This is a genomic window from Streptomyces lavendofoliae, from assembly GCF_014649735.1.
Taxonomy (GTDB): Bacteria; Actinomycetota; Actinomycetes; order Streptomycetales; family Streptomycetaceae; genus Streptomyces; species Streptomyces lavendofoliae.
Genome location: NZ_BMTP01000005.1, coordinates 369124 through 387773, shown reverse-complemented (window position 1 = coordinate 387773; position 18650 = coordinate 369124). Strand labels below are relative to the sequence as shown.

At 73.2% G+C, this 18650-nt stretch carries 17 protein-coding genes; 9 read left to right on the top strand and 8 right to left on the bottom strand.

Translation table 11 applies throughout. The annotated features are described in order from the left end of the window. Window positions 1–451: 451 nt before the first annotated feature. Window positions 452–880 carry a DUF6542 domain-containing protein gene (locus IE109_RS12660; protein ID WP_189550902.1) on the top strand — a complete coding sequence of 143 codons (429 nt, stop codon included), beginning with the start codon at window positions 452–454 and terminating at the stop codon, window positions 878–880. A gap of 19 nt (window positions 881–899) precedes the next feature. Here the strand turns inward: IE109_RS12660 and ppgK are convergent, their stop codons facing one another. The 4 genes from ppgK to IE109_RS34020 all read right to left on the bottom strand — a co-directional run bounded on the left by ppgK (window position 900) and on the right by IE109_RS34020 (window position 4818). Further along, window positions 900–1640: a polyphosphate--glucose phosphotransferase gene (gene ppgK / locus IE109_RS12655; RefSeq protein ID WP_189550901.1), complete on the bottom strand. Its 741-nt coding sequence runs from the start codon at window positions 1638–1640 to the stop codon at window positions 900–902. A 44-nt stretch (window positions 1641–1684) separates the two neighbouring features. Further along, the gene (locus tag IE109_RS12650) at window positions 1685–2683 is read right to left on the bottom strand and encodes a 4-hydroxy-3-methylbut-2-enyl diphosphate reductase (RefSeq protein WP_189550900.1); all 999 of its coding nucleotides are present in this window, start codon (window positions 2681–2683) and stop codon (window positions 1685–1687) included. Window positions 2684–2911: 228 nt separating this feature from the next. Then, a complete protein-coding gene (locus IE109_RS12645) occupies window positions 2912–4387 on the bottom strand; it encodes a sulfatase family protein (RefSeq protein ID WP_189550899.1) in 1476 nt (491 codons plus the stop codon). A gap of 326 nt (window positions 4388–4713) precedes the next feature. Continuing rightward, the gene (locus tag IE109_RS34020) at window positions 4714–4818 is read right to left on the bottom strand and encodes a putative leader peptide (RefSeq protein WP_327437496.1); all 105 of its coding nucleotides are present in this window, start codon (window positions 4816–4818) and stop codon (window positions 4714–4716) included. A 246-nt stretch (window positions 4819–5064) separates the two neighbouring features. Between IE109_RS34020 and xseA the strand changes: the two genes are divergently transcribed. From xseA to IE109_RS12630, 3 genes are all read left to right on the top strand, one after another. After that, on the top strand, window positions 5065–6294 hold the full coding sequence (gene xseA / locus IE109_RS12640; RefSeq protein ID WP_189550898.1) for an exodeoxyribonuclease VII large subunit: 1230 nt from the start codon (window positions 5065–5067) through the stop codon (window positions 6292–6294). 9 nt (window positions 6295–6303) lie between these two features. Next, the gene (locus tag IE109_RS12635; RefSeq protein ID WP_189550897.1) at window positions 6304–6534 is read left to right on the top strand and encodes an exodeoxyribonuclease VII small subunit; all 231 of its coding nucleotides are present in this window, start codon (window positions 6304–6306) and stop codon (window positions 6532–6534) included. Between the two features lie 125 nt (window positions 6535–6659). Further along, complete coding sequence (locus IE109_RS12630; RefSeq protein ID WP_189550896.1) at window positions 6660–7250, top strand: malonic semialdehyde reductase; 591 nt, start codon at window positions 6660–6662, stop codon at window positions 7248–7250. Window positions 7251–7405: 155 nt separating this feature from the next. Here the strand turns inward: IE109_RS12630 and IE109_RS12625 are convergent, their stop codons facing one another. Continuing rightward, window positions 7406–7933, bottom strand: a complete 528-nt coding sequence (locus IE109_RS12625) for a DUF4245 domain-containing protein (RefSeq protein ID WP_229890921.1) — start codon at window positions 7931–7933, stop codon at window positions 7406–7408. A gap of 127 nt (window positions 7934–8060) precedes the next feature. Between IE109_RS12625 and glpX the strand changes: the two genes are divergently transcribed. Continuing rightward, the gene (gene glpX / locus IE109_RS12620) at window positions 8061–9092 is read left to right on the top strand and encodes a class II fructose-bisphosphatase (protein ID WP_189550895.1); all 1032 of its coding nucleotides are present in this window, start codon (window positions 8061–8063) and stop codon (window positions 9090–9092) included. Window positions 9093–9210: 118 nt separating this feature from the next. On the opposite strand, the gene IE109_RS12615 is transcribed toward glpX, so the two are convergent. Further along, entirely contained in the window at window positions 9211–9588 is a 378-nt protein-coding gene (locus IE109_RS12615) for a WhiB family transcriptional regulator (protein ID WP_189550894.1), read from the bottom strand. A gap of 135 nt (window positions 9589–9723) precedes the next feature. Continuing rightward, complete coding sequence (locus IE109_RS12610) at window positions 9724–10389, bottom strand: DUF1707 SHOCT-like domain-containing protein (RefSeq protein WP_189550893.1); 666 nt, start codon at window positions 10387–10389, stop codon at window positions 9724–9726. 147 nt (window positions 10390–10536) lie between these two features. On the opposite strand from IE109_RS12610, the gene IE109_RS12605 reads away from it, so the two are divergent. After that, a complete protein-coding gene (locus IE109_RS12605) occupies window positions 10537–12207 on the top strand; it encodes a fumarate hydratase (protein WP_308431355.1) in 1671 nt (556 codons plus the stop codon). A gap of 93 nt (window positions 12208–12300) precedes the next feature. Here IE109_RS12605 and IE109_RS12600 read toward each other — a convergent pair whose 3' ends face one another. Next, entirely contained in the window at window positions 12301–13863 is a 1563-nt protein-coding gene (locus tag IE109_RS12600) for a ricin-type beta-trefoil lectin domain protein (protein ID WP_189550891.1), read from the bottom strand. 106 nt (window positions 13864–13969) lie between these two features. Here IE109_RS12600 and IE109_RS12595 point away from each other — a divergent pair, with 106 nt between their 5' ends. The 3 genes from IE109_RS12595 to IE109_RS12585 all read left to right on the top strand — a co-directional run bounded on the left by IE109_RS12595 (window position 13970) and on the right by IE109_RS12585 (window position 18590). Continuing rightward, window positions 13970–15370, top strand: a complete 1401-nt coding sequence (locus IE109_RS12595; protein WP_189550890.1) for a class II fumarate hydratase — start codon at window positions 13970–13972, stop codon at window positions 15368–15370. An 82-nt stretch (window positions 15371–15452) separates the two neighbouring features. Continuing rightward, window positions 15453–16142 carry a cytidylyl-2-hydroxypropylphosphonate hydrolase gene (gene fomD, locus IE109_RS12590; RefSeq protein ID WP_189550889.1) on the top strand — a complete coding sequence of 230 codons (690 nt, stop codon included), beginning with the start codon at window positions 15453–15455 and terminating at the stop codon, window positions 16140–16142. A 234-nt stretch (window positions 16143–16376) separates the two neighbouring features. Continuing rightward, a complete protein-coding gene (locus IE109_RS12585; protein ID WP_189550888.1) occupies window positions 16377–18590 on the top strand; it encodes a SpoIIE family protein phosphatase in 2214 nt (737 codons plus the stop codon). Window positions 18591–18650: the final 60 nt, after the last annotated feature.

Here is an 18650-nt window from a genome sequence, read left to right as displayed (position 1 = left end):
GATGGTGGGCCGACCCCCCAGTTTACGGGCGTGGCGGAGCGGGCGGTGACGGCAGCCGTCGGGCGAACTCTTGGCCAAGGTCACTCAAAGGGCGTGTCCCTCGCCGGACTCCCGGGCCATTCCGACCTACGTTGTCCGGGTGGAGCAGCACAGGAACAGTCCCCCTCAGCGCCGGCAGCGGGCGCAGGCCCCGGCGGGCCCCGCGGGCCCGGTGGCCCCGGCCGCGTCGACGGCCCCGGCGGCGGCCCCCGCGGCGCCGGGCGCCCTGCCTCCGGGCGCGCTCATCGACGGCGGCGGTGTCCGCTCCGTCGGAGCACGTCCGGCGCGGCCTCCCGCCAGGCCGGGTGGTACGGCCGCGCCCGGCGGCCGCGGCGGGCCCGGCGGGCCGGGTACGCCCGGCGGCGGTCCCCGGCGGCCGGGAGGCCGGCCCGGCGGGCGGGCCGTTCCGCCCGTGGTGCTCGCGCTCCGCAGGCTGCCCGCGCCCCGGCTGACGGGACTCGGCGCCGGGCTGTTCGCCACCGCGTCGATGTTCGTGCTCGGCTGCCTCGACCGGCTGCTGTTCGGCGGCTCCCCGCTGGTGTACGGGCTGCTCTTCCTGCCCGTCAGCGCCCTGACCGCGCTGTGGGTGCGGGAGGCCGACCTGGTCACCGCGCCGATCGGCGTACCCATCGCCTTCGCCGTGGGCGTCCTGCCGATCGCCGGCGGCACCGGCGGTCTGGGCGGCCGGATCATGGCCGTGGTCACCACGCTCGCCGTGCACGCCGGCTGGCTGTACGGCGGCACGCTGGTGGCGGGCCTCATCACCTCCGTACGCAAGGTGCGGCAGATGGGGCGGCGGCAGCGGACCACGGCCGCCGCCGCCCGGGCCACTCAGCGCTGACGCCCCGGCCGCCGGCGCCTCACCGGGCCGCGGCCGCCATCGCCGCGCCCACGATCCCCGCGTTGTTCTGCAGCCCGGCCGGGACGATCTCGGCGCGGACGTCCGTGAGCAGCGGCAGGAACTTCTCCGCCTTGCGGCTGACGCCGCCGCCCACGATGAAGAGCTCGGGCGAGAACAGCATCTCCACATGGGCCAGGTACTTGCGCACCCGGTGCGCCCAGTCCTCCCAGCTCATGTCCTTGTCCTCCTTCACCTTGGTCGACGCCCGCTTCTCCGCCTCGTGGCCGTCCAGCTCCAGGTGACCCAGCTCCGTGTTGGGCACCAGCCTGCCGTCGATGAAGAGGGCGCTGCCGATGCCCGTGCCGAAGGTCAGCATGATCACCGTGCCCTTGCGGCCGCGTCCCGCGCCGAAGGTCATCTCGGCGACCCCGGCGGCGTCGGCGTCGTTGAGGACGGTGACCGGCAGCCCGTTCAGCCGTTCGCCGATCAGCGCCGCCGCGTCGACGCCGACCCATCCCTTGTCGACGTTCGCCGCCGTGCGGATGGTGGAGCCCGTGACGACACCCGGGAAGGTGACGCCGATCGGGCCCGACCAGCCGAAGTGCTCGACGACCTCAGCGACGCACCCCGCCACACCGTCGGGTGTGGCGGGGTGCGGTGTCAGTACCTTGTGGCGGGGCTCGGCCAGATCTCCGCGCTCCAGGTCCACGGGAGCGCCCTTGATCCCCGACCCGCCGATGTCCACTCCGAAGACGTTCATGGACCCAACGTTACGGCGCGGGGCTGACGGTCACCGGGTTTCGGTCACCGCTTTTCGCTCAGGGCCGCTGCCTCGGCGCGCAGATCGCGGCGCAGCTCCTTCGGAAGCGAGAAGGTGATCGACTCCTCGGCGGCCTTGACGATCTCCACGTCCTCGAAGCCGCGCCCCGCCAGCCACTCCAGGACGCCCTCGACCAGTACCTCGGGGACGGAGGCGCCGGAGGTGACGCCGACCGTGGAGACGCCCTCCAGCCATGCCTCGTCGATCTCCTCGGCGAAGTCCACCAGGTGGGCGTCCTTCGCGCCCGCGCCGAGGGCGACCTCGACGAGCCGGACGGAGTTGGAGGAGTTCTTCGAGCCGACGACGATGACGAGGTCCGCCTCGGCGCCCATCTGCTTGACGGCGGTCTGGCGGTTCTGGGTGGCGTAGCAGATGTCGTCGCTCGGCGGGGAGATCAGCTTCGGGAACTTCTCCTTCAGCTTGTCGACCGTCTCCATGGTCTCGTCGACCGAGAGGGTGGTCTGGGAGAGCCAGACGACCTTCGACTCGTCCCGCACGGTGACGTTCTCCACGTCGTCCGGGCCGTCGACCAGGGTGATGTGGTCCGGGGCCTCGCCGGAGGTGCCGATGACCTCCTCGTGGCCCTCGTGACCGATGAGCAGGATGTCGTAGTCCTCGCCGGCGAACCGGACCGCCTCCTTGTGCACCTTGGTGACCAGGGGGCAGGTGGCGTCGATGGTGGCGAGCCGGCGCTCGGCGGCCTCCTGGTGGACGGTCGGCGCCACGCCGTGCGCGGAGAACATCACGATCGAGCCCTCGGGGACCTCCGCCGTCTCGTCGACGAAGATGGCGCCCTTCTTCTCCAGGGTCTGCACGACGTACTTGTTGTGCACGATCTCGTGCCGGACGTAGATCGGCGAGCCGTACTGCTCCAGCGCCTTCTCCACGGCGATCACGGCACGGTCCACGCCCGCGCAGTAGCCACGCGGAGCGGCGAGGAGGACGCGCTTGTCGGACGACGGGCTGGCAGGCGTAGCAGTCATGTCCCCATCGTAAGGGCGCGTACAGGGCGCGGAAGATCCGCCGGGCGGCTGAGACCGGGGGCCATGGCCGCCACCACCACGAGCGGGACGGACGGGCCCACCGGGCCGCTTCGGGCCCACGCGGGCGGCGGCTCCTCCTCCGGGCGGGCCGGTGAGCCCGACGACGTCCCGCAGCGCGCCGGGGTGGGCGCCGGGGTGGACGGCGTCACCGGGGGAGGAGCCGGTCGGTCAGCGGGCGGCCGGGTAGGGCAGCAGCCCGGCGTCGATCCGCTCCCACCGGGCCCGCAGCTCGCCGAGGAGGGCCGGTTCGGCCGCCGCCCGGTCCGCCTGCTCGCGCGGGTCCGACGGGAGGTGGAACAGGTGGTCCCGGCCGTCCTTGCCGCGGTAGTACTTCCAGTCCCCCTGCCGCAGCGCCCGCTCCCCTCGTACCCGCCAGAACAGCGGCCGCCGGGGCGGTTCCTCGCCGCGCAGCAGGTAGCCGGCGAGGCTGCCGCCGTCGAGGGGGTGGGCGGGGTGGGGACGGGCGCCCGCGAGCTCCAGCAGGGTGGCCGTCCAGTCCGGGGAGAAGACCGGCTCGTCGCTCACCTGCCGCCCGTCGAGGCGGGCCGGCCAGCGGACGATCGTGGGCACCCGGATGCCGCCCTCCTGGAGGGAGCCCTTGGCGCCGGACAGGGGCCAGTTGTACGAGAAGCGTTCGCCGCCGTTGTCGCTGGCGAACACCACGAGGGTGTCCTCCTCCCGTCCCGATCTCCTGAGGGCGTCGAGGACCCGGCCCATGGAGCGGTCGAGGTCCTCCACCATCCGCGTGTACTTCTCGACCGAGCCGCCGTCCTGGTGCCACAGGGCCCTGGCGTCGCCGGACCTGATCCGGCGGGTGATCTCCGCGCTCTCCGCGGTGTCGCCCTCGGCGATCCACGGCCAGTGCGGGGTGGTGAAGTTGAGGTTGAGCAGCCAGGGGCGGTCGTGGTCGCGCCCCACGTACTCGACGGCCCTCTCGGTGAGGACGCTGGTGTAGTACCGCAGGTCCTTGTACTCGGCGTCCCCTTCGTACAGGTCGTACTCGCCGCCGAGACCGAGCTTGGAGTAGTACTCCAGGGCGCCGCCGAAGTTGCCGAAGAACTCCTGCCAGCCGGAGCGGACCGGGCTGTAGTCGGGCAGGTAGCCGCAGTGCCACTTGCCGATCAGGGCGGTGCGGTAGCCGGCGTCCCGCAACAACGAGGCGAGGGTGGGGTGCGTGGGTTCCAGGCCGACGGACTTGTCGGCGATGGGCTCCGCGAGACCTCCCCGGGTGCGGCCCGGGTAGCGGCCGGTGTAGAGGCTGAAACGGGTCGGTGAGCAGGTGGCCGACCCGGAGTACGACTGGGTGAAGCGCACCCCCTGCCTCGCCAGCCGGTCCAGGTGCGGTGTGCGGATGTGCGGTGCCCCGTACGAGGAGAGGTCGGCCCAGCCCAGGTCGTCGCCGAGGACGAACAGGATGTTCGGCCGCCGCGAGTGCCGTCCCGGGGCGGCACGGAAGGGCCGCTCGCGGGGTTCCGCCGCCCGGACGGCAGCCGTGGCCGGGGGCGCGGCGGCGGCCGGCGCGGCGGCGGCGACGGTGACCGCGGCGGCCGTGGCGGTGCCGAAGGCCCGGCGGGTGAGGCCGGCGCGGGGCCGCGGGGACGGCTCGGGCCGCTCGGCGGAGGGACGGTCGTACGAGGGCGTCACGGAGTCTCCAGACGGGTCACGAAGGAAGCTCCCGGGGCAGGGCGGGGCCACCGCGCGGGCGGTCCGGTGCCGCCGCGGGGACGTGCGGCGGCACGGGGAGGGCGCCGTGGTGGCGAGCGCTGCCCAGGGGGCGGGGGAAGAGGAAGGAACGACGGCCGGCGGCCGGCCGTGAGCACGGGACACCCGGCGCCGCCGCCGAACGGTCAGCGCCCGGCGGCCGGCGTCAAGTGGCCGACGGGGGCCGGCGACCGGGAACCGGCCGGCGTACGGCGGCCGGTGGACCGGCCGTGCGGCGGCCTACCGGGCGAGCCGGGGCGGTGGCGCCGTCAGGCGCGCGGGCAGGCGCCGGGACAGATGGCGCTCGCGACACGGACGAGGTCGACGTGTCGGCGCTCCACGAGAGTGACCGCGCGGTCACGGGAAGCCTGCATGGGGCCAGAGCTTCACCGACCGCCCCCGCACCTGTCAACGCCGGCCCGTATCGCGGACGGTTCCCGCGGACCGGTCACGGCCAGGACGGTCACGAGCCAGGACGGTCACGAGCCAGGACGGTCACGGCCGGGACGGTCACGGCCGGGACGGTCACGAGCCAGGACGGTCACAAGCCAGGACGGTCACGAGCCGGAGGCGTTGCCGTACCACGGGCGTTGTCGTACCGGGCGCGTACGCTCGCCTTCATGGGTCTCAATACGTCTGCCGAAGCTCCCCTGCCCGTCGGTGAGGTGTCGCGGCTCATCGGGGGGTGGATCGACCGGCTCGGTGCCGTCTGGGTGGAGGGGCAGATCACGCAGCTGTCCCGGCGGCCGGGCGCGGGAGTGGTGTTCATGACGCTGCGCGACCCGTCGTACGACATCTCCGTGAGCGTCACCTGCTTCCGGCAGGTGTTCGACGCGGTGGCGGACGTGGTCTCCGAGGGCGCCCGGGTCGTGGTGCGCGCCAAGCCCGAGTGGTACGCCCCGCGCGGGCAGCTGTCGTTGCGGGCGACGGAGATGCGGCCGGTGGGCATCGGGGAGCTGCTGGCCCGGCTGGAGATGCTGAAGCGGTCCCTGGGCGCGGAGGGCCTGTTCGCGCCGGACCGCAAGAAGCCAGTGCCGTTCCTGCCTCAGCTGATCGGGCTGGTGTGCGGCCGTGCGTCGGCCGCCGAGCGCGACGTGCTGGAGAACGCCCGGCGGCGGTGGCCGGCGGTCCGCTTCGAGGTGCGGAACGTGGCGGTGCAGGGCGTCCACGCCGTCCCGCAGGTGGTGCAGGCCGTCAAGGAGCTGGACGAGCTGCCGGACGTGGACGTGATCATCGTCGCCCGGGGCGGCGGCAGCGTGGAGGACCTGCTGCCGTTCTCCGACGAGCAGCTGGTGCGGGCCGTCGCCGAGTGCCGTACGCCGGTGGTGTCGGCGATCGGCCACGAGCCGGACTCGCCGCTGCTGGACCTGGTGGCGGACCTGCGGGCGTCCACCCCGACCGACGCCGCGAAGAAGGTCGTCCCGGACGTGGGCGAGGAGCTGGACCGGGTGCGGGGCCTGCGCGACCGGGCGCTGCGCACGGTGCGGGGGCTGCTCGACCGCGAGGAGCGGGGTCTGGCGCACGCGCTGGGCCGGCCGGTCATGGAGCACCCGCAGCGGATGGTGGAGGACCGGGAGGCGGAGGTCGAGGCCCTGCTGGCGCGGAGCCGCCGCGTGGTGGGGCACCTGCTGGACCGGGCGGACTCCGAGCTGGCGCACACCCGCGCGCGCGTGGTGGCCCTTTCGCCGGCGGCCACGCTGGAGCGGGGGTACGCGGTGCTCCAGCGGGCGGACGGGACGGTGGTGCGGTCGCCGGGTGATGTCGCGCCGGACGAGGAGCTGCGGGCCCGGGTCGCCGAGGGCGAGTTCCCCGTGCGCGTGGGCGCCGACGTTGTCGTACCCCGCCCTTAGGGTGGTCGCATGGCAGCGAACACCACGGAGACGGCGATCGGGTACGAGCAGGCGCGCGACGAGCTGATCGAGGTCGTCCGCCGGCTGGAGGCGGGCGGCACCACGCTGGAGGAGTCGCTGGCCCTGTGGGAGCGGGGCGAGGAGCTGGCCAAGGTGTGCCGCCGCTGGCTGGAGGGCGCCCGCGCCCGGCTGGACGCCGCGCTGGCCGGTGAGGAGGGTCCGGCGGACCAGGAGGAGTGAGCCTCCGGAGCCGGGTGTGAGGGGACTCACGGGCCACTCGGACCGGTTTAGTTGAAACTTAACCTATCTCGGGCGTACGGTGGGACGCATCGCTTGATCCTTTGCGCGTCCGAAAGGCACCCAGCATGTCCCTCGTTCTCGACCCCGCCGCCCAGGACCTCCTCTTCCGCGAGGCCCGCACCGCCAACACCTTCACCGACGAGCCGGTCACCGAGGAGCAGGTCCAGGCGATCTACGACCTGGTCAAGTACGGGCCGACCGCCTTCAACCAGTCGCCGCTGCGCGTCGTCCTCGTCCGCTCGGCCGAGGCCCGTGAGCGCCTGGTCCCGCTGATGGCGGAGGGCAACCAGGCCAAGACCGCCTCGGCCCCGCTGGTCGCGATCCTCGCCGCGGACAACGAGTTCCACGAGGAGCTCCCCAACCTCTTCCCGCACTTCCCGCAGGCCAAGGACGTGTTCTTCTCGGAGCGCGCGGCCCGCGAGCAGGCCGCCGGCCTCAACGCCGCCCTTCAGGCCGCGTACTTCATCGTCGGCGTCCGCGCCGCCGGCCTCGCCGCCGGCCCCATGACGGGCTTCGACTTCGCGGGCGTCCAGAAGGAGTTCCTGGACGACGACCACACCCCGCTGATGATCGTCAACATCGGCAAGCCGGGCGAGGGCGCCTCGTTCCCGCGCAGCCCCCGTCTCGCCTACGACGAGGTCATCACCACCGTCTGACCGACGGCCCCCGGACCGGCGGCCCCGCGCACCATCCCCCCTGGTGCCCGGGGCCGTCGCCGTTCCCGCGCTTCCCGCGCCCGCGCCTTCCCGCTTCCGGCGCCGCCGGGCCCCACACGTTCCCGCCGCCGGCCCTCCCGCTTCCGGCGTTGGCCCTACGCCTTCTCCGCCGGCCGGAGCGCCGAGGCCATCCGCGCGAGCTGCTCCCCGGTCGCCGTTCCGGTCACCACCGTGGTGACGCCCTTCTCGCGCAGGACCAGCGCGTCGTACTTCGGGCCCTCCCAGCGCTGCCAGGTTTTGCCCGCCACCCGCTGCGTACGGCCGGTGTCCCGCGCCTCGTGGGTCACCTCGGCGATGTACTTCTCCGGCACCGCCGTCGACTGCTCCACCGCCACGTACTGCCGGTCCGGCGTCAGGAACCCGACGTGCCAGGCGTCGCCCCCCTCGCGGTCGTACGCGACCGAGGTGGGCGTCCAGCCGTCGGCGAGGCCCTCCGGCGCCAGGACCGGGTACGGAGCCGCGCGCTGCGCGGTCACCCGCTCGACCCGGTAGTCGACCGGCTTGATCGGGTCCGCCTTCTCGTCATGGGGGATGAAGAGGTACATCACACCCCCGGCGGCGAGGATGACCGCCATCGACTGGAACATCCCGCGCACTGTCTGCTTGCCACGCATACCTGCCACGCCCCCTATGGTCGCATCAGGGTGGCCTGCTCATACGTGGGCCCCTCTGCTCAATATGTCGACCTACCGATAGAGTCGCAGCACCCTCTTCACTTGCGGCCGTCGCCGTACAGAAAGGTGCGTTCCGATGACCGACAATCATCTGCCGTCCGAGCTCGAGGTCTCTCCCGAGGCTCCCGACCGCAACCTTGCCCTGGAGCTGGTCCGGGTCACCGAGGCCGCCGCCATGGCCGCCGGTCGCTGGGTCGGCCGGGGCGACAAGAACGGCGCCGACGGCGCCGCGGTGCGGGCCATGCGGACCCTGGTCTCCACCGTGTCGATGAACGGCGTCGTCGTGATCGGTGAGGGCGAGAAGGACGAAGCCCCGATGCTGTTCAACGGTGAGCGCGTCGGTGACGGGACCGGCGCCGAGTGCGACATCGCCGTGGACCCGATCGACGGCACCACGCTCACCGCGAAGGGCATGCCGAACGCGATCGCCGTGCTCGCGGCCGCCGACCGCGGCACCATGTTCGACCCGTCCGCGGTGTTCTACATGGACAAGCTCGTCACCGGCCCGGAGGCAGCCGACTACGTCGACATCAACGCCCCGGTGTCGGTGAACATCCGCCGCGTCGCCAAGGCGAAGCACTCCTCGCCCGAGGACGTCACCGTCGTCATCCTGGACCGCCCGCGCCACGAGGGCATCGTCAAGGAGATCCGCGAGACCGGCGCGCGCATCAAGTTCATCTCGGACGGCGACGTGGCCGGTTCGATCATGGCCGTGCGCGAGGGCACGGGCGTGGACCTGCTGATGGGCATCGGCGGTACGCCCGAGGGCATCATCAGCGCCTGCGCGATCAAGTGCCTGGGCGGCGTCATCCAGGGCAAGCTGTGGCCCAAGGACGACGAGGAGCGGCAGCGCGCCATCGACGCCGGCCACGACCTGGACCGGGTGCTGTCCACCAACGACCTGGTCGGCGGCGACAACGTGTTCTTCGTCGCGACCGGCATCACGGACGGCGAGCTGCTGCGCGGCGTGCGCTACCGCGCCGAGACGGCGACGACCTCGTCCCTGGTGATGCGCTCCAAGTCGGGCACGATCCGGCAGATCGACTCCACGCACCGCCTGTCGAAGCTGCGCGCGTACAGCCAGATCGACTTCGACCGCGCGAAGTAGCCACGCGGACACGCGAAGGGGCGCCCCCCTGTGCGGTGGGGGCGCCCCTTCGCGTCTCCGTGCGCCGGAGCGGCGTCGCCAGGACCGGTGCCGTGCCGCGGGTGCGGCACCGGCCGGGTCAGCCGGCGGCGGCGATGCGGGGGCCGGTCGACGCGGCCTTCTTCAGCTCCACCTCGCGGCGCCTGCGCCGGGCCAGCACGACACGGCGCTCGGCCGCCGTCAGGCCGCCCCACACGCCGTACGGCTCGGGCTGGAGCAGGGCGTGCTCCCGGCACTCGACCATCACCGGGCAGCGGGCGCAGACCCGTTTCGCGGCCTCCTCCCTCGCCAGCCGGGCGGCCGTGGGCTCCTTGGACGGGGCGAAGAACAAGCCTGCTTCGTCCCGGCGGCACACCGCCTCCGAGTGCCACGGACCGGCCTGGTCCTCCCGCGGCGAAACGCGCTGGGAGGGGGCGGCGGCGGCGACCTGGAGCGGCTGGGGCGGCAGTTGCAGCACGGTCTACTCCTGACGACGGCTTCGCGAGCGAGAGACGATGCAGCAAGCCCTACCCGCTGTACGCACGCCTATGCACTGCGTGGCACTCCGTTCCAGGGGGCGGGATTCCCACCGGCCGGAACCGGCCGTGGCGCGTCAACCACCCAAGTGCTTGCGCAACTTGTGGTGGAGGTCGGCGATGAAACTGCCGCGCTTGGGGCGGGCCTCGACGCTGCCGAAGACGGCGTATCCGTTGATCACGACGACCGGTGCCTCGGGGTCGGCGGCCTCCAGGGTGTCCACCTCGAAGCTGCCGAAGACGCCGGTGCCCCCGCCCCGCAGCGTGATGTTCTCGGGCACGCGCACCTCGACGCTGCCGAAGACCGAGACGGCGTCGATGATCGTCAGCCGCTGGGTGAACACCGCCTCGGTGAGGTCGATCTCCACACTGCCGAAGAGGGAGAACGCGTGGGTGCGCGGCCCGAGCCGGCGCCGGCCCCGGCGGGAGGTGCTGGAGAACACGGCGATCAGCTTGTCCGCCGGGGCGGCCGGGTCGCCCGCGTCGTAGGCGTAGGGCGGAACGTGCGGCGCCGAGGGGCCGGGGCGCGCGGCTGGCAGGTCGCGGACGAGTGGCTCCAGTTCCCCGAGCGTCTTGGCCCGGTAGACGGCGTCGACCCGCTCCGCGTGCTCCTCCGTGTCGATCCGGCCCTCGGCCAGGGCGTCCCGGAGGATGTCCGCGATCCGGTCCCGGTCGGCGTCCGAAGCCCGCAGGGCGGGTTCGGCGGGCGCGGCCGGCTTCTGGGGCTGCTTCTCGAGGTCCACAGTGCCAGCGTAGCCAAACGCGATACATCGCGACCAGGGGTCGGGGCCGGGAACTGAGCCTTACCTCACAGGACCCGGCGGCCCGGGGCGTTCTACGCTTGTGGGCGCGCTGCCAACGGAGGCCGCGTCGCGTCTGCCGAGTGAGGAATGGCCGCAATGCCAGAGTTTCAGTACTCCGATCTGCTCCCGCTGGGAGCGGACACCACGCCCTACCGCCTGGTGACCGCCGAGGGTGTCTCCACCTTCGAAGTTGACGGCCGTACGTTCCTCAAGGTCGAGCCGGAGGCGCTGCGCAAGCTCGCCGCGGAGGCGATCCACGACATCCAGCACTACCTCCGCCCGGCGCACCTCGCCCAGCTGCGCAAGATCATCGACGATCCGGAGGCGTCGGCCAACGACAAGTTCGTCGCGCTCGACCTGCTCAAGAACGCGAACATCGCGGCCGCCGGCGTGCTCCCCATGTGCCAGGACACCGGCACGGCGATCGTCATGGGCAAGCGCGGCCAGAACGTGCTGACCGAGGGCGAGGACGAGAAGGCCCTGTCGCTCGGCATTCACGACGCGTACAAGAACCTCAACCTGCGCTACTCGCAGATGGCGCCGCTCACCATGTGGGAGGAGAAGAACACCGGCTCCAACCTCCCGGCCCAGATCGAGCTGTACGCGACCGACGGCGGCGCGTACAAGTTCCTCTTCATGGCCAAGGGCGGCGGCTCCGCCAACAAGTCGTTCCTCTACCAGGAGACCAAGGCGGTCCTCAACGAGACCTCCATGATGAAGTTCCTGGAGGAGAAGATCCGCTCCCTCGGCACGGCCGCGTGCCCGCCGTACCACCTGGCGATCGTCGTCGGCGGCACGTCCGCCGAGTTCGCGCTGAAGACCGCGAAGTACGCCTCCGCGCACTACCTGGACGCGCTGCCGTCCGAGGGCTCGGAGCTGGGCCACGGCTTCCGCGACGAGGAGCTGGAGAAGAAGGTCTTCGAGCTCACGCAGAAGATCGGCATCGGCGCGCAGTTCGGCGGCAAGTACTTCTGCCACGACGTGCGGGTGGTGCGCCTGCCGCGCCACGGCGCCTCGCTGCCCGTCGCGATCGCCGTGTCCTGCTCGGCCGACCGCCAGGCCGTCGCCAAGATCACCGCCGAGGGCGTCTTCCTGGAGCAGCTGGAGACCGACCCGGCGCGCTTCCTGCCCGACACCACCGACGAGCACCTCGACGAGTCGGGCGACGTCGTGCGGATCGACCTCAACCAGCCGATGGACGACATCCTCGCCGAGCTCACCAAGCACCCGGTCAAGACCCGGCTGTCGCTGTCCGGTCCGCTGGTGGTGGCGCGCGACATCGCGCACGCCAAGATCAAGGAGCGGCTGGACGCGGGCGAGGAGATGCCGCGGTACCTCAAGGACCACCCGGTGTACTACGCCGGCCCGGCCAAGACGCCCGAGGGGTACGCCTCCGGGTCCTTCGGCCCGACCACGGCCGGCCGCATGGACTCCTACGTGGAGCAGTTCCAGGCGGCGGGCGGCTCCAAGGTGATGCTGGCCAAGGGCAACCGCTCGAAGCAGGTCACCGACGCGTGCGGCACGCACGGCGGCTTCTACCTGGGCTCCATCGGCGGCCCGGCCGCGCGCCTGGCCCAGGACTGCATCAAGAAGGTCGAGGTCGTCGAGTACGAGGAGCTCGGCATGGAGGCGGTCTGGAAGATCGAGGTCGAGGACTTCCCGGCGTTCATCGTGGTGGACGACAAGGGCAACGACTTCTTCCAGGACCCCGCTCCGGCGCCGACGTTCACGTCGATCCCGGTGCGCGGCCCGGCCTAGGCGCCCGCGCCACCCCGTGCGGTACGGGCCCGGCCACCGTGACGGCGGCCGGGCCCGTACGCGTACCCGAGGGCTTTCCCGCCTACCGGCGGGTCATCCCCGGCCGGGGGCCTCCCGCGTACCGGCGGGCCGGGCGAACCGCTGCCTGGCCGTGCCGTCGCAGGGCTGGAGCCGCAGCGGGTCCTTCGCCGCGGCGAGGGTGAGGCACAGGGAGGGCGCCGCCGCCGGGCGCAGCGTCGCGCCCTCGCGGACGAACCGCTGGTTGGCGGCGCCGGAGCAGTTCCACAGCACCAGTGCCTTGCCCGCCTCGTAGGCGGCGCCCGGCACGTCCAGGCACCGGTCGTGGGTCAGCGCCGTGTGGATCGACCCGCGGGCCGGGTCGTGCCACCAGTCCTGGTTGCGTCCCGCGTGGCAGTCCCAGCCGCCGACCGCCGTGCCGTTGCGGGTGACCCCGCCGGTGACGTCCACGCAGGTGCCGGCGGCCTCGCCGCGCAGCGGGGTGAACCGGTCGTCCCACGCCCCCGGGACCAGCACGGGCCTGCCCGTCGAGGCGGGGTCGGCGCAGCCGCCCTCCCGGACGCCCGCGGCGTACAGCTGCGTCAGGCAGGAGGCGAAGGCGGCGTGGCCGGCCGCGTTGGGGTGGAAGGACTGGCGGACGGAGTTCTCGTCCGGCAGGCCGGGCTTGGACAGGTCGATGTAGAGGCCGCGGGCCCAGGCGTCCTCCATGCAGACCTCGTGCCCGTGGAACAGCCGGGAGTTGTCGAGGTAGACGGCCCCGGCGTTCGCCGCCGCGCGCCGCATGCCGCGCTCGAAGGCGGGTACGGCGGTGTCGCGGCCCCAGACGGTGTCGGAGTCGTACCCGAGGCCGCCGCAGGCGAGCTTGCCGGGGAAGTTCGGGTTGTCGTGGAAGTCGGGGCCGATGGGGCTGGGGTAGCCCATGACGACGAGCCGGTAGTCGCCGTCGCCGTACCCGGCGTCGCGCATCACGGACCGCAGGTCGCGGATGGTTCGTTCCACCTTGGGTACGAGGGCGTCGACGCGGGCCTGCCAGCCGGGGGCGTACTTCGGCTCGCACGGCCCCTGGAGGGTGAGGTAGCGGGTGACGCAGTCGGTCATCACGGGGCCGAACTGCAGGTCGTCGTTGGCTCCGGCCACCAGCAGCACCATCTTGACGCGGGTGTTGCGGGCCTTCACGGCGAGGCTGTCGCTCTGGACGAGTTCGTCGGCGTACTGCTTGGCGCCCCCGACGCGGATGTTCGTCGTGGCGGCGCCGGAGCACGAGACGTTGTACGTGACGTCGGCGGGGATGCCGGTGCGGTGGATGGCCGCCTGGGGCGAGCGGTGGCACCAGTTGTCGGGCCCGTTGGTCGGGGGCTCGTACGTGCCGACGCCCTCGCCCGAGATCTCGCTGTCGCCCAGGGAGACCAGTCCGGTCTTCCGCTCGGCGAGCGGCCGTTCGGCGGGACTGCCGTACAGCTTCACGGCCTCGGCGGCGCGGATCGCCTCCAGCTCGGGCGGCAGTGGTACGGATGCGGTGGGGCGGGGGGCGTCCACCGCGGTGGCGGCGGCCGCCTGGCCGAGAACGGCGGCGAGCGCGGCCGCTGCCGCGACCGTCCATCGGAGCCCGAACCCGGCTCTGCTACCGGTGCGCGTCATTGCGCCTCCTGGAAGTGGGGTTACCCACGGTTTTTACTGGCCGGTACAGGGCTTGGGAATACGCAGAACAAGACAAGTGCTCAACTTTTCAGGAGGTTTGACGACCATGACGGATGAGCCGGACTACCGCGTCGAGCACGACTCCATGGGCGAGGTGCGCGTCCCCGCCCATGCCAAGTGGCGGGCCCAGACCCAGCGGGCGGTGGAGAACTTCCCCATCTCCGGGCAGCGCCTGGAGCGGGCGCACATCGAGGCCCTGGCCCGTATCAAGGCCGCGGCGGCGAAGGTCAACGCGGAGCTGGGCGTCCTGGACCGGGACGTCGCCGGCGCCATCCAGGAGGCGGCCGCGGAGGTCGCCGAGGGCCGCTGGGACGACCACTTCCCCGTCGACGTCTTCCAGACCGGCTCGGGCACGTCGTCCAACATGAACACCAACGAGGTCCTGGCCACCCTGGCCGGCGAGCGCCTCGGCCGCCCCGGCGCCGTCCACCCCAACGACCACGTCAACGCGTCGCAGTCGTCCAACGACGTGTTCCCCTCCTCCATCCACATCGCCGCCACCGCCGCGGTCACCCGGGACCTCGTCCCGGCCCTCGAACACCTGGCCGCCTCCCTGGGGCGGAAATCAGCCGAATTCGCGGACGTCGTCAAGTCCGGGCGGACCCACCTGATGGACGCCACCCCGGTCACCCTCGGCCAGGAGTTCGGCGGTTACGCCGCCCAGGTCCGGTACGGCGTCGAACGGCTGCGCGCCTCGCTGCCGCGTCTGGCCGAACTGCCGCTGGGCGGTACGGCGGTCGGCACCGGCATCAACACCCCGCCGGGCTTCTCCGCCGCCGTCATCGCCGAGGTCGCCGAGGCGACCGGGCTGCCGCTCACCGAGGCCCGCGACCACTTCGAGGCGCAGGGCGCCCGCGACGGACTGGTCGAGACGTCCGGGCAGCTGCGGACGATCGCGGTCTCCCTCACCAAGATCTCCAACGATCTGCGCTGGATGGCCTCCGGCCCCCGCACCGGCCTGGCCGAGATCAACCTCCCCGACCTCCAGCCCGGCTCCTCGATCATGCCCGGCAAGGTCAATCCGGTGATCCCGGAGGCCGTGCTCATGGTCGCCGCCCAGGTGACCGGGAACGACGCCACGGTCGCCGCGGCCGGAGCCGCCGGGAACTTCGAGCTGAACGTGATGCTGCCGGTCATCGCCAAGAACCTGCTGGAGTCGATCCGGCTGCTCGCGAACGCCGCCCGCCTGCTGGCGGACCGCACGGTCGACGGCATCACCGCCAACGTGGAGCGGGCGCGCGAGTACGCCGAGTCGTCCCCCTCGGTGGTGACCCCGCTCAACAAGTACATCGGTTACGAGGAGGCGGCGAAGGTCGCCAAGAAATCGCTCGCCGAGCGCCGGACGATCCGCGAGGTCGTCATCGCATCGGGGTACGTGGAGCGGGGCGACCTGACGCTCCAGCAGCTCGACGAGGCCCTGGACGTCCTGCGGATGACCCGGCCCTGACCTGCTGTTACGCCGGTCCCCGGGCCCGTCGGCGGTGATCGGGGTCGCTGCGCGGCCCGGGGCGCGCCTCTAAGATCTGCGCATGACAGCCGAGACGACGACAGGGAGAGGAGCGCGCTCCGGCGGTGCGCGCTGGGCGCCGGGCGAGCGGATCCTGTGGCGCTACCGGGACAACGGCGACGGCCACATCCACATCTGCCGGCCGGTGACCGTCGTCCAGGACACCGACGACGTGCTCGCCGTGTGGATGGCGCCGGGCACCGAGTGCGTCAAGCCGGTGCTCGCCGACGGCAGTCCCGTCCACGAGGAGCCGCTCGCGACCCGGTACACCGCGCCGCGCGCCACCGTGCGCACCCGGTGGGAGGGCACGGGCGTACTCAAGCTGGCCCGGCCGGACGAGCCCTGGTCGGTGTGGCTGTTCTGGGAGCGCGGCTGGCGGTTCCGCAGCTGGTACGTCAACCTGGAGGAACCACGCACCCGATGGGCGGACGGCGTGGACTCCGAGGACCACTTCCTCGACATCTCCGTCTACCCCGACCGCAGTTGGCTGTGGCGCGACGAGGACGAGTTCGCCCAGGCGCAGCGGAGCGGCCTGATGGGCCCCGCGCAGGCCCGGAGGGTGCGGGAGGCGGGGCGGGCGGCGGTCGAGGTGATCCGCGCCTGGGGCGCGCCGTTCGCGGACGGCTGGGAGAACTGGCGGCCGAATCCGGACTGGAATGTTCCGGAATTGCCTGCGGACTGGGATCGCACCCCGGCGCACACGGCTCCGTGAGACCCTTGATGCGCCCCTGGGGTGCAAACGTAGGATCGTCCTCCGCACGTTCGCGGAGCAGTAACGACTGAGCGAAGACCAGGAACTGACCGTAAGTCATCCATGGAGGGGGTGGACCGTGCCTGATCCGTGCCCGGATCCGTCACCCCTTGTCGACGCCGCCCTCAGAGCGGGTATAGCGCCTGACAGAGCGATCGCATCGCACTACCGGCCCGGACGGACGGAATCCCACGCGTGACGGAGCATCCCACCTCCCACGAAGGCCGGCAGCCCCTGGCTGCCCGGCCGCAGGAACGCACCCGGCCGCGGCGGGAGACGCCCCCGTCCCCCGCCGCGCCGGCCGTGCCCGCGCCCCTGTCCGCACCGCGCGCGGGTGCCGCCCAGGCCCCGGCGACCGCCGTACCGGCCGGGCCGGGCGGCTCCGGCCGCGGCGCCACGGGCCACACGGGCGGCGCGTCGGGGCACGCCGGCGGGGCTCAGGGGCACGCGGCCGGCCGCGGACCCGGACAGGAGGGGCACGCGCCGGAAGCGGTCGCGGGCCCCGGCACGGGCGCGGGGGCCGGCGGCGGTGCCGGAGCCGCAGGCGGTCCCGGCGGCGGCGCGCGTACGGGGCAGGGCGCCGGCGCGGGAGGCGGCCCCGGTGGCGCGCGGGGCGGTGGACCGGCCGGCGCGGCCGGCCCGCTGGACGCCCTGCCCGTCCAGGGCGGTCCCACCACGGGCGGCGACAGGGAGCCCGTCGCGGCCACCCGGCGCGAGGGCGACCGGCTGCGGTTCGTGGGCGCCGCCACCCGGCGGATCGCCCGCGGCATCGACCTGGACGAGATCGTGCTCGGCCTGTGCCGGGCCACCGTGCCGACGTTCTCCGACGCGATCCTCGTCTACCTCCGCGACCCGCTGCCGGTCGGTGACGAACGGCCCGTCGACCCGTTCGTCCTGCGCCTGCGCCGTACCGACCGGCTGCGTTTAACCGAGGACGAGACCGACCTCGGCCTGTCGGCGGCCGACCCGGAGACCGACCTCGACCTCGGCCCGGCGGCCGAGCTGTGCGAGGTCCAGGCGGGAGGCGCCCTCGCCGAGGTCCTCCGGGGCGTGCGCCCGGTCTTCGGCGACTCCGCGGCCGCCCGCGCCGCGCTGCCCGAACTGCTCGGCGACGGGCGCTGCGTACCGTCCGGGCACCGGGCGATCCTCGCGCCGTTGCGCGGCCGGCGCCGGGTGATCGGAGCGGCCGTCTTCCTGCGCCGCCCCGACCGGCCGCCGTTCGAGCCGAACGACCTGCTGGTCGCCGCCCAGCTGGCGACGCACACGGCGCTCGGCATCGACAAGGCGGTGCTGTACGGGCGCGAGGCGTACATCGCCGACGAGCTCCAGCGCACCATGCTGCCGGAGAACCTGCCGCAGCCGACCGGTGTGAAGCTGGCCTCCCGCTACCTCCCGGCGGCCGAGACGGCCCGGGTGGGCTGCGACTGGTACGACGCGATCCCGCTGCCCGGCAGCCGGGTCGCCCTGGTCGTGGGCGACGTCATGGGCCACTCCATGACGTCCGCCGCGATCATGGGCCAGCTGCGCACCACCGCGCAGACCCTCGCCGGGCTCGATCTGCCGCCGCAGGAGGTGCTGCACCACCTCGACGAGCAGGCACAGCGGCTCGGCGAGAACCGCATGGCGACCTGCCTGTACGCGGTGTACGACCCGGTCGCGCACCGCATCACGATCGCCAACGCGGGCCACCCGCCGCCGATACTGCTGCACCTCGGCGGACGGGCGGAGGTGCTGCGTGTCCCGCCGGGCGCGCCGATCGGCGTGGGCGGCGTGGACTTCGAGGCGGTCGAGCTGGACGCCCCCGCGGGGGCGACCCTGCTCCTCTACACCGACGGGCTCGTCGAGTCACGGCTGCGCGACGTGTGGACGGGGATAGAGCAGCTGCGCGAGCGCCTGGCCGCGACCGCCCAGTTGACCGGCCCGGATCACTCGCCGCCGCTGGAGGCGCTCTGCGACGACGTGCTGGACATGCTCGGGCCGGGCGACCGGGACGACGACATCGCGCTGCTCGCGGCCCGCTTCGACGGGATCGCGCCGAGCGACGTCGCCTACTGGTTCCTGGAGCCGGAGGAGCAGGCGCCCGGCCGGGCCCGGCGCCTGGCGCGGCGGGCGCTGGCGCGCTGGGACCTGGAGGATCTGGCGGACAGCGTCGAGCTGCTGGTCAGCGAGGTGGTCACCAACGCGGTGCGGTACGCGGAACGGCCGGTGACGCTGCGGCTGCTGCGCACGGACGTGCTGCGCTGCGAGGTCGGTGACGACTCTCCCCAGCTGCCGCGCCAGCGGCGGGCCCGGGACACCGACGAGGGCGGGCGCGGCCTGTTCCTGGTGAACCGGCTGGCCCGGCGGTGGGGCGCGACCCGGCTGTCGACCGGCAAGGTGGTCTGGTTCGAGCTGCCGACGCGGATCTGAGGCGCCGGAGCGCAGGACGACGGTGGCCGGGCCCCTGGTGAGGGGCCCGGCCACCGTCGT

Coding starts and splice junctions, on each gene's coding strand:
- IE109_RS12635 (WP_189550897.1), top strand. CDS start 6,304: ATGGCAGCGAACACCACGGAGACGGCGATCGGGTACGAGCAGGCGCGC.
- glpX (WP_189550895.1), top strand. CDS start 8,061: ATGACCGACAATCATCTGCCGTCCGAGCTCGAGGTCTCTCCCGAGGCT.
- IE109_RS12630 (WP_189550896.1), top strand. CDS start 6,660: ATGTCCCTCGTTCTCGACCCCGCCGCCCAGGACCTCCTCTTCCGCGAG.
- ppgK (WP_189550901.1), bottom strand. CDS start 1,640: ATGAACGTCTTCGGAGTGGACATCGGCGGGTCGGGGATCAAGGGCGCT.
- IE109_RS34020 (WP_327437496.1), bottom strand. CDS start 4,818: ATGCAGGCTTCCCGTGACCGCGCGGTCACTCTCGTGGAGCGCCGACAC.
- xseA (WP_189550898.1), top strand. CDS start 5,065: ATGGGTCTCAATACGTCTGCCGAAGCTCCCCTGCCCGTCGGTGAGGTG.
- IE109_RS12600 (WP_189550891.1), bottom strand. CDS start 13,863: ATGACGCGCACCGGTAGCAGAGCCGGGTTCGGGCTCCGATGGACGGTC.
- IE109_RS12605 (WP_308431355.1), top strand. CDS start 10,537: ATGGCCGCAATGCCAGAGTTTCAGTACTCCGATCTGCTCCCGCTGGGA.
- IE109_RS12595 (WP_189550890.1), top strand. CDS start 13,970: ATGACGGATGAGCCGGACTACCGCGTCGAGCACGACTCCATGGGCGAG.
- fomD (WP_189550889.1), top strand. CDS start 15,453: ATGACAGCCGAGACGACGACAGGGAGAGGAGCGCGCTCCGGCGGTGCG.
- IE109_RS12650 (WP_189550900.1), bottom strand. CDS start 2,683: ATGACTGCTACGCCTGCCAGCCCGTCGTCCGACAAGCGCGTCCTCCTC.